The following is a 9878-nucleotide window of genomic DNA, read 5'->3' as shown; positions in this document are numbered from 1 at the left end:
CCCCGACATCAACTTGCTGTAGTTGACGCGCAGGATCTCTTGTCTAGCCCCATTGAGTCGCACGACCTTAATGTCGTCCTTATCGGCGAATTTGTCGAGCCCACCCGCCATGCTTATTACCTGAAGCACTGACGTTTGACCCGACATATGCACGGTGCCGGGTTTCAGCACTTTGCCCTGAACATAGACGAGATTACCTTCGGTGCCGGTGACGACAACGCTCACCTGCGGGTCAGGTATGAAAGCCTCAAGCTTGGCAGCGATTTGCTTTGCGACAGCGGTGGCATCAAGCCCCGCAACATTGACTTGCCCTGCCAGCGGGAAGGTAATGCTGCCATCGGGGAGTACGCGTACATCCTGTTTGAGCTTGTCTTCGCCCCACACGGAAACAGAAAGGTTATCTCCCGGACTCAGCCGGTAAGTCGGGTCGTATTCGACGGCACTGGAAATGCTGGGCCAAACAGCCAGCGCGCAGAGCACAGGTATCAATGAACGGAACATCGGGATCCCTCCGTCTAAGTAGCCATGCAAGGAGTTTAGAACAAAAAAACCTAGTCAAATCACTCTAGCCTATTTCACGCCAAAGAAATTACTAAACAGCAATCACCTTGAGCTTCTGGGCGGTCAATTCCGCCAATGCAACACACCCAAAACCGGAACGCTAGTGCAAAACAGCAGAATGGTGTTATTTAACAATAGCTTGGAGCAAGCAAGCTGCCCCCGATGTATTTCGCGCCAATATTAACTACACCATGCCCGCTTGAGCTGGCTCAACTGCGACACTATCAACCTGACTATGGCTACGTTTGCCAGCGCAACTAACTGATATCCACAATTACAAACCAAGCATCATTGCAAGACCGGTATTATCCGCAAAAACAATACATAAAGTCGTGTGTCTAGCCAGCCATCAGAGTGGCCGTCTAACAGCCCTTATTGCCGAAAACGTTAACAACCAACACCTATATCTTCCGTCGGTTGGCGACCACAATAAAACCAAACAACGCGGAAGAAAATAACCATGCTGCCGCAGGAAGCGGTACTGCATTCGGTTGGTTGATGTCAGATACCTCAACCAGACTTTTATCCTGGACAGTCGAATCAATCTTGAACTGCTTCTTGTCAGCCGCCGCCATTAATCCGTCACCCGAAGAAGAATTGACGGATACACCCACGCCTGAGTCGGCGTGATGAATGACGCTGTTAAATTTGGCAGAAAGGGCATTATCGAAGTAAATATCGGTGATCAACGAAGGCAAGCCCAGGCCCTTTCCAAAAGTAAGCGACGCGCCACTCGCTTGCTCTTCAAGAGCCGTGCCAAGTTGAGGCCTTGACTCTTCACTAGTGTTGCTAATGCGACTAATTTCATAGGACAAACTGGTCGCCTCAGCACTAGCAACGGCTGCACCACTCAGGATCACAGAAAACAACACGAATTTAATGACAAGTGTTGAGCGCATAACACCGCCTCCTTGCGTAGGGGGTTATTCATTTGTCGGTTGAAGGAATCTTTATCGGCTACATTGAGCCTATAAGCACATCGCCATTACGTCAACAGCTCGTCACAATAATAAATCGAAATTTCACTTCAGGGAGGATGGCGTCAGAATAACGCCACAACGAGCACGTCAGCTCTGTGAATTCTATCCATGTTTAATAGCTTCACGCATGGGCGTTAGCCCGCATCAGGACGCTGGCACACGACCCGGCAAGCGCCCTTCACCGGTGCAACGAAGCACCTTGGCAATGGCATGGGCTCAACCGCCGACGACGCCTGTAAAGGCGGGTTTGTCGGCAACTTTCTGAAAGTACCCGGCGGCCAAGAGTTTTTGACGCATGAAGACGGCATGGCAGGTAAAGGCTCCCCGTGCATTCTCAGCCCTGGAACACTGTAGAAGTCTCGGCGCTGCGCCAGGGAACCATGCTCAACCTCCCTGGCACCCGCGCCGAGCAGATCAATGCAATGCGCGTGAAAGGCATCGTGATTGAAGACAGGATGAATGACTGACCATTACTTCGGTTGCGCCACCGTACGCAAATAAGGTTTCACCGTCTTGAAGCCATCCGGGTACCTCTTCCTTGCGTCGTCGTCGGATACCGACGTAGGAATGATCACGTCCTCCCCCGGACGCCAGTTCACCGGCGTGGCAACCGTGTGTTTGGCGTTTAACTGAATAGCGTCGAGCAGCCGTAACACTTCATCGAAGTTGCGCCCGGCACTCATCGGGTAGACCAGCATCGCCTTGATCTTTTTATCCGGGCCGACAATGAACACTGAACGCACCGTGGCGTTGTCCACTGCAGTACGAGCGCCGCCACTGGCGTTAGGGTGAATCATGTCGTAGAGCTTGGCCACCACCAGATTCTCGTCGCCGATCATGGGGTAGTTGACCGCATGGCCTTGGGTTTCTTCGATGTCTTTGGCCCAGGTCTGATGGTTACCGACCGGGTCGACGCTGAGACCGACAATCTTGGTGTTGCGTTTGTCGAACTCCGGCTTGAGCCCGGCCATATAACCGAGTTCAGTGGTGCAGACCGGGGTGAAGTCCTTCGGATGCGAGAACAGGATGGCCCACCTGTCGCCAATCCATTCGTGGAAATGGAGCGTGCCTTCGGTGGTTTCGGCGGTGAAATCCGGTGCTTCGTCGCCAATACGAATGGTCATGTGCGTTCTCCTCGCTGCGAAGGGTAGGGAAACTCTCGGAACGATCCAGTATAGGAGACCTTGAAGACTTCGCTCTGCACCCCGCCGAAGAGCTGGCGCCAGCGGTAAATGCCCGGACCTATCGGAGCTTTCCGCCCGGTTCCCATTCACTGAGCACCTCTCTGACGGCTCTTCTCGAACTGGTGCTGCACGCCGATTTACGAGACTAAAACTTCATCCGGAAATGCTGCCTATACTGCAATCCGGGGTCGATAGAGAAAACGAACACACCCCAGAAGACGTAAGGGATTGCCTCCTGTCGGCAGTGCTTGCGTACGATTTTTTCCGAAATCTGCGGGTTCCCCAATCCAACTGCCCTGATTGTCTGCGCTAAGGACCTGACAGATGAATGTGATCGAATATTTTGATCGAGTAAGAATCATCAATATCTCGTCAAGAAAGGATCGCCGTTTAGAAACAGTAGAAGAATTCGCTCGCAACGGCTTTCAAATTGATGATGAAAAAATAGGCTTTTTTGAGGCTGTTACGCCCAATGAGGGAAATGGCTTCCCGAGCGTCGGGGTCAGAGGCTGCTTTTTAAGTCATCTGGGGGTGCTGGAAGAGGCAATGCGCCTGAATTTGAGAAATATCTTGATCATGGAGGACGACATACAGTTTTCCAGACATATTTCCCAATATGGGAGAGAGGCGATCGAGTCTCTGGAAGGTATGGAGTGGGACATCGTCTATTTTGGGCATCCGTTTGAAGAAAATTCAAACTTGCCCGCGTGGAAAGCAGTCGACCGGCCAATACATTTGGCCCATTTCTATGCTGTAAACGGGAAATGCTTTGGGAAATTGAGGGATTTTTTATTCCAGGTTCTGGAGCGACCACCGGGACATCCTGACGGAGGTCCGATGCATTATGACGCTGCTCTCAATACGCTTATTCATAAGAATAAAGAAATTCTGGCTTACTACTTTACCTGGAATTGTGGCTATCAAAGGCCCTCGCGGACGGATCTGCATGAGCTTTCCATCTTTGACAGGGTGCCTCTCCTGCAGCCGGTAATGGGTATGCTCAGGAGGTTAAAGGCAAAAAACCTGAGAAGAACTCGATAGTTTTCTCTCTTTAGGGAAGGTCTGAAGTACCTAATGCCTGACGTAACCAGCCAGGCACGGCGCAGGAGCCGTGTCCGGGTGATTGTGGCGGACCGCCCTCGTCATTTGCGCGCCAACTTGTACCGGACGCACTCCTCGTAAAAGCTCTCGCGCAGGGCTGCGGGCTTCATCCGCGAATGACTGTCATAGGTCTGCTCGGTAATGCCCATCGCCATCATGTGCATCCACGGCTTGCTGAACTTGTAGGTATGTAACTTCTGCCGCGCTGCATACAGTGAAACCCCGGACAGCTTGAGTTCCTGGGCTCTCGCCGCAGTACCTGCGCCCCAGCTGCAAAGGTAACGATCATTCGATGCCAGTTCTTTGGCCTGGACAGAAGCAGCAACGCTCGCCAAGCCTAACGAAATCAGCGCAACCATTACATTCCGCATTTGCATTCGATCTCAACTAACTGAAAATAAATTGATTTTGGTCAAAAGTTTCAGACTTCGGGGCCAGCAAAATGCCTTAAGTGCGCTATAGCCTGTTTTCTCCGTGTCTTACGGACATTTCTTGCGGCATTTCAATCCTTTGCTATAGCTAACGCTCTCTCCCGCCAACCAAAGAGGCAACGGAATGTCAGTCGCAAAGAAAATGACGGTGGGGCAACTGACAATGTTGACAGCCGTCAACATGCTGGGCTCAGGCATTGTGCTACTCCCCACAAAACTCGCCGAAGTCGGCGGTATTTCCATTCTTTCCTGGCTGATCACGGCGACCGGCTCCCTGGCGCTGGCCTATGCCTTTGCGCGCTGCGGGATGCTCAGCCGAAAGACCGGAGGCATGGGCGGCTATGCCGAATACACTTTCGGCAAGGCGGGCAACTACATCACGAACTACACCTATGGCCTCTCGCTGTTGATTGCCAACGTGGCGATCAGTATTACGGCGGTCGGCTATATCCAGGAGCTGCTCCATGTTGAACTGGGTTCACTGCAAGTGGGTCTGGCGACCATCGCTCTGTTGTGGATCACCACTTTCGCCAACTTCGGTGGCGCGCGGATTACCGGCCGGATCGGTGCGATTACTGTTTGGGGGGTGATTGCGCCGGTGGTGCTGGTGTCCACCATTGGCTGGTTCTGGTTCGACAGCAGTGTCTACGCCGCCGGCTGGAACCCCCACAACATGGGCTGGTTCGAAGCCGCAGGTGCATCGGTGGCGATCACCTTATGGGCATTCCTCGGCCTGGAGTCGGCGTGCGCCAACACCGATGCCGTGGAAAATCCGGAGAAGAACGTACCGATTGCGCTACTCGGCGGCACCCTCGGCGCGGCGGTGATCTACATCGTCTCCACCAACGTCATCGCCGGTATCGTCGATAACCCTGAACTGGCCTCCTCCACTGCACCGTTCGGGCTGGTCTTTGCCAAGATGTTCACCCCTCTGGTCGGCGACATTGTGATGGCCGCGATGGTACTGGCGTGCATCGGTTCGCTGCTGGGCTGGCAATTCACCATCGCTCAGGTCTACAAAAGCTCCGCGGACACCGGTTATTTCCTGTCGATCTTTGCCAAGTCCAACAAGGCCGGAACGCCCATTGTCGGCATGCTGGTGCTGCTGGCAGTGCAGACGGCGCTGGCTTTTCTCACCATCAGCCCTGACCTGAGCAAGCAGTTCGACACGCTCGTCAACCTCGCGGTGGTCACCAACCTGGTGCCCTACATCCTCTCCATGGCCGCGTTGATGACCATTCAAAAGGTCTCCAACGTTCCGGCGGGCACGGCGCTGATAACCAACATCATTGCGTGGGTGGCGGCGGCTTACAGCTACCTGGCGCTGTACAGTTCGGGCGCGCAGGCATTGATGCTCGGCGGCGTGGCAACGATCTTTGGTTACACGCTGTTTGGCTTCGTCAACAACCGCCTGATCCGCCTCGAAGCGCTCAATAACAGCGTACCGACACAGACCGTCAGCGCTCAGCACATCACAGGCGAGCCGGTGCCGGTCAATAACTTGCAAGCAGTCAGAGTGGAGGCTTAATCATGACGGAATATAGACATTCGCTCGGGATGCTCACGCTGTTGGTCAGCAGCCCGCCGGACAAACGCACCGTCTTTGGTCGCGCCCTGCATCAGTTGATCAACGATGTGGAAGAACGCACCGTCCGGGTACTGGCGTCGGAAACCTTGAGCGACGCCACGTCGATCCTGTGTTCGGACCCGGCCATTCAATGCGTGCTGCTCAGCTGGGAAATGGACAAAAGCGAAGGCCACGAGGAATGCATCAAATTGCTGGTCAGCCTGCGCGAGCGCAACACGCGGGTGCCGGTGTTTTTGATCAGCGACCGCAGCACCGCGTCGAGCATTCCATTGGTGGTCATGCAGCACGCCGACGACTTCATCTGGTTGCCCGAGGACACCAGCCGCTTCCTCAGCGGGCGCATCCTGGCGGCCATCGAACGTTATCGCCAAGCCGCGCTGCCCCCCATGTTCGGGGCGCTGGTGAAGTTTTCCCGAACCTATGAATACTCGTGGCACACCCCTGGACATGCCGGCGGCACAGCGTTTTTGAAGAGCACCGCGGGGCGCGCCTTCTACGAGTTTTTTGGCGAGAACCTGCTGCGTTCGGACTTGTCGATTTCAGTCGGTGAACTCGGTTCGCTACTCGATCACAGCGGCCCCATCGGCCAGGGCGAGCGCTACGCCGCCAAGGTGTTCGGGGCCCACCGCACCTACTACGTCACCAACGGCTCGTCGATGTCCAACCGCGTCATCCTTATGGCCAGCGTCACGCGCAATCAGATCGCCCTGTGCGACCGCAACTGCCACAAGTCCGCCGAGCATGCGATGACCCTGTCCGGTGCGATTCCGACCTATCTGGTGCCGACCCGCAACCGCTACGGCATCATCGGCCCTATCCTGCCGCAAACCCTGAGCAGCGACGGCGTGAAAGCCGCTATCGCCAGCAACCCGCTGGTCAAGCAAGGCATCGATCCGACACCTGTCCACGCGATCATCACCAACTCCACCTACGACGGCCTGACCTACAACGTCACCCGCGTCGAAGAGTTGCTGGGGCAAAGCGTCGATCGTCTGCATTTCGATGAAGCCTGGTACGGATATGCGCGTTTCAACCCGCTGTACCGCGAGCGCCACGCCATGCACGGCAGCCCGGACGATCACGACGACTCGAAGCCGACCGTGTTCGCCACCCAGTCGACCCACAAGTTGCTGGCCGCCCTGTCCCAGGCCTCGATGATTCACGTGCGTAACGGCCGCAACCCGATCGAACACGGGCGCTTCAACGAGTCGTACATGATGCACGCCTCGACTTCACCGAACTACGCGATCATGGCTTCCTGCGACGTCAGCTCGGCGATGATGGAAGCGCCCAGCGGGCAAATCCTCACCACCGAGTCGATCGAAGAAGCCATCAGTTTTCGCCAGGTCGTCTCGCGCATGCACAACGAGATGCTGAGCAAGGATGACTGGTTCTTTACCTGCTGGCAGCCGCCGACCGTGCAAGTTGGCGCGGCCACCGTGCCGTTCCATGAAGTCGACCCGGTGCTTTTGAAAACCGAGCCGAACTGCTGGGTACTGCATCCCAACGCGGTATGGCACGGCTTCGGTGACATCGAAGAAGGCTACTGCATGCTCGACCCGATCAAGGTCTCGGTGCTCAGTCCCGGCATGGGCGACGACGGCAACCTGCTCGACTCGGGCATCCCGGCCTGTGTGCTCACGGCCTACCTGGGACGTCAGGGCATCGTGGTCGAGAAAACCACCGACTTCACCATCCTGTTCCTGTTCTCCATCGGCATCACCAAAGGCAAATGGGGCACCTTGCTCAATGCCCTGCTCGACTTCAAACGCGACTATGACGACAACGTCGAACTGGAACTGTGCCTGCCGGATCTGCTGGCCGCCAACCAGACTCGTTACGCCGGCATGGGCCTCAAGGACCTGGCCGACGAAATCTTCGCTGCCATGAAGAAACACAAAACCACCGCCAATATGGCCCAGGCGTTCGGCACACTGCCTAGAGCCGAATTCAGCCCGGTGGAGGCCTACGAAAAACTGGTCAGAAACGACATCGAACGGGTGACGCTCGAAGAAGCCGCCGGACGCATCGCCGCGACCGGGATCGTGCCGTATCCACCGGGCATTCCATTGCTGATGCCGGGTGAAAACGCCGGGCCTGCGGACGGGCCGTTGCTGGCCTATCTCAAGGCGCTGGAAGCCTTCGACAAATCCTTCCCGGGTTTCACCCACGACACCCACGGGATCGAAAGCGAGGGCGGGGTTTATCGCATGCTGGTGTTGAAATGAGCTAGCCCCTTTACGTGCAGCAAAGTAAAAAACGGGCGCCCTGAGGGCGCCCGTTTTATGTGTCTTCTCCTGAGCAATTAACCCGTCGGGTTTAAACCCTCACATTGCGTCCCGGCAATGATGATCGCTGGCTGGTTTCCCAATCCTGGACCAGACCGACGGGCGCATCGGACGCCGGCAGCATGGTGCGCCCACGAACCAGATCGGAGGCCCGCTCGGCCAGCATAATGGTCGGTGCATTGAGGTTGCCGTTTGGCTCGGTCGGGAACACCGACGAGTCGATCACCCGCAACCCCGCGATGCCCCGCACACGCAGCTCGGAATCAACCACGGCCATCTCGTCCTCGCCCATGCGGCACGAGCCGCAGGGATGGTAGGTGCTTTCCAGGTTTTCACGCACGAAGGCGTCGATTTCTTCGTCGGTGTTCACCTGTGGCCCGGGCGCGATCTCGCCGTCGCGGAAGCGGTCCATCGCCGGCTGGCCGATGATCTCGCGAGTCAGGCGGATGCAGCGGCGGAAGCCCTCGCGGTCTTCTTCGCGTTGCAGGTAGTTGAATTGAATCTGCGGATGCTCGTAAGGGTCAGCGGAACGCACCCGAACATAACCGCGACTCTTCGGTTTGTTCGGCCCGGTGAGCACCATGAAGCCGTGGCCCTTGATCGGTTTGTTGCCGTCATAACGCATGGCCGTGGGCAGAAAGTGGAACTGAATGTCCGGCCAGCGCAGGCCCTTGTCCGAGCGGATGAAACCACCGGCCTCGAAATGGTTGGTGGCGCCGAGGCCGTCCTTGAAGAGCAGCCAGCGCAGGCCGATCAACAGCTTGCTCAGCGGGTCCATTTTGCTGTTGAGCGTCACCGGCTGCAGCGCATGCGTGAGCACGATGTCGACATGCTCACCCTCGGCCAATACCTGCAACCGTCGCGCAGTCACTTGCCAGTCCAGCGTTTCGTGCACCCGGACGTGTTCGCCTGGTTCGCCGAACAAGGCAGCCGGATGGGCTTCAAGAACGTTGCATCCGGTCCTCTGGTGCGCTCGTCCTACCATGCGGACCAACAAGTTCAGCGGGCAACGAGCACCGTGGATTCCCTCCTTACTGCTGGATTCGATTCCCCTTGAAAGCCTCACGCCGTGCGTTGCGCTCTTCTGTGTAGGCTGCGCTCGGCTCGCTGATCAGGTGTTGCATGAAGTCGACGGCCAACGTTTCCTGACCGAGACGGTACTTGCGCAAGAAGTATTCGGTCCTTCAGCACTGCTGGTGAACGTCAAGGATGAGGATGAACTGCTCGCCGTCGCTCGCTCGCTCAAGGGCCAGCTCAGCGCCGCCATGCAGCTTGATGAGCGCGATATGCCACTGGCTCATCGCTTGCTGCCGATCCTGGAGCGGCGCACCGGGCGAATCGTTGTCAACGCCTTCGCGCATCCTCAGGAGGTGTCTTTCGCCACCCTCCACGGTGGACCGTTTCCGGCAACGTCGGACAGCCGCTTCACCTGGGTTGGCATGACGTCGATTGAACGCTTTTTGCGCCCGGCGTCCTACCGACTCAGCCCTTGGCCGCCATCGCGGTGACTTCCACGCGCATGCCTTCAACCGCCAGGGAGGCCACGCCAACGGCGGCCCGAACCGGCCAGGGCTTGGCGAAGAAGCGCTGGTAGACCTCGTTGAAGGCGGCGCGGTCGGCCATGTCGGTGAGGTAGATGGTCAGATGCAGAACCCGGTCCATGGAGCTGCCGGCGTGCTCCAGCGCTACCTTGAGCGCCTGCAGGGTGCATTCGCTTTGCAGGGCGATGTCGCCCAGTTCCAGGC

At 56.9% G+C, this 9878-nt stretch carries 8 protein-coding genes and 4 pseudogenes; 6 read left to right on the top strand and 6 right to left on the bottom strand.

Annotation, left to right across the window (positions count from 1 at the left end; genetic code table 11):
* Together WLY71_RS27385 and WLY71_RS27380 are read right to left on the bottom strand one after the other, a co-directional pair.
* The coding region (locus tag WLY71_RS27385) for a polysaccharide biosynthesis/export family protein (protein ID WP_347806045.1) at positions 1 to 501 on the bottom strand (501 nt) is incomplete at its 3' end.
* A gap of 461 nt (positions 502 to 962) precedes the next feature.
* Entirely contained in the window at positions 963 to 1460 is a 498-nt protein-coding gene (locus tag WLY71_RS27380) for a VPLPA-CTERM sorting domain-containing protein (RefSeq protein ID WP_347806044.1), read from the bottom strand.
* Between the two features lie 276 nt (positions 1461 to 1736).
* On the opposite strand from WLY71_RS27380, the pseudogene WLY71_RS27375 reads away from it, so the two are divergent.
* Positions 1737 to 2008: pseudogene (locus tag WLY71_RS27375) on the top strand (cytochrome C); the annotation flags it as partial.
* Between the two features lie 3 nt (positions 2009 to 2011).
* Here WLY71_RS27375 and WLY71_RS27370 read toward each other — a convergent pair.
* Positions 2012 to 2665 (bottom strand): peroxiredoxin, encoded by a 654-nt coding sequence (locus WLY71_RS27370; RefSeq protein WP_347806043.1) that lies wholly within the window; start codon positions 2663 to 2665, stop codon positions 2012 to 2014.
* Positions 2666 to 3049: 384 nt separating this feature from the next.
* Between WLY71_RS27370 and WLY71_RS27365 the strand changes: the two genes are divergently transcribed.
* Positions 3050 to 3766 carry a glycosyltransferase family 25 protein gene (locus WLY71_RS27365; protein WP_347806042.1) on the top strand — a complete coding sequence of 239 codons (717 nt, stop codon included), beginning with the start codon at positions 3050 to 3052 and terminating at the stop codon, positions 3764 to 3766.
* Between the two features lie 101 nt (positions 3767 to 3867).
* Here the strand turns inward: WLY71_RS27365 and WLY71_RS27360 are convergent, their stop codons facing one another.
* The gene (locus WLY71_RS27360; RefSeq protein WP_347806046.1) at positions 3868 to 4197 is read right to left on the bottom strand and encodes a hypothetical protein; all 330 of its coding nucleotides are present in this window, start codon (positions 4195 to 4197) and stop codon (positions 3868 to 3870) included.
* A gap of 184 nt (positions 4198 to 4381) precedes the next feature.
* Here WLY71_RS27360 and potE point away from each other — a divergent pair, with 184 nt between their 5' ends.
* Both potE and WLY71_RS27350 read left to right on the top strand, forming a co-directional pair.
* Positions 4382 to 5785 (top strand): putrescine-ornithine antiporter, encoded by a 1404-nt coding sequence (potE, locus tag WLY71_RS27355; protein WP_347806041.1) that lies wholly within the window; start codon positions 4382 to 4384, stop codon positions 5783 to 5785.
* Between the two features lie 2 nt (positions 5786 to 5787).
* Positions 5788 to 8073, top strand: a complete 2286-nt coding sequence (locus tag WLY71_RS27350) for an Orn/Lys/Arg family decarboxylase (protein ID WP_347806040.1) — start codon at positions 5788 to 5790, stop codon at positions 8071 to 8073.
* Between the two features lie 91 nt (positions 8074 to 8164).
* Here WLY71_RS27350 and WLY71_RS27345 read toward each other — a convergent pair.
* Positions 8165 to 8935 (bottom strand): annotated as a pseudogene (locus WLY71_RS27345) (GMC oxidoreductase); the annotation flags it as partial.
* Between WLY71_RS27345 and WLY71_RS27340 the strand changes: the two are divergent.
* Together WLY71_RS27340 and WLY71_RS27335 are read left to right on the top strand one after the other, a co-directional pair.
* Positions 8933 to 9190 (top strand): annotated as a pseudogene (locus tag WLY71_RS27340) (lipoyl synthase); the annotation flags it as partial. The pseudogenes WLY71_RS27345 and WLY71_RS27340 overlap by 3 nt on opposite strands.
* A gap of 61 nt (positions 9191 to 9251) precedes the next feature.
* Positions 9252 to 9623: pseudogene (locus WLY71_RS27335) on the top strand (aldehyde dehydrogenase (NADP(+))); the annotation flags it as partial.
* Here WLY71_RS27335 and WLY71_RS27330 read toward each other — a convergent pair.
* A partial coding sequence (locus WLY71_RS27330; RefSeq protein WP_347806039.1) for a RidA family protein occupies positions 9616 to 9878 on the bottom strand: 263 nt, incomplete at its 5' end. The pseudogene WLY71_RS27335 and the gene WLY71_RS27330 sit on opposite strands and share 8 nt — an antisense overlap.

Source organism: Pseudomonas rossensis, from assembly GCF_039888995.1.
In the GTDB taxonomy this organism is placed as follows: domain Bacteria; phylum Pseudomonadota; class Gammaproteobacteria; order Pseudomonadales; family Pseudomonadaceae; genus Aquipseudomonas; species Aquipseudomonas rossensis.
Note: the sequence above shows the minus strand (reverse complement) of the source record. Positions and strands in the feature narration are given on the sequence as shown.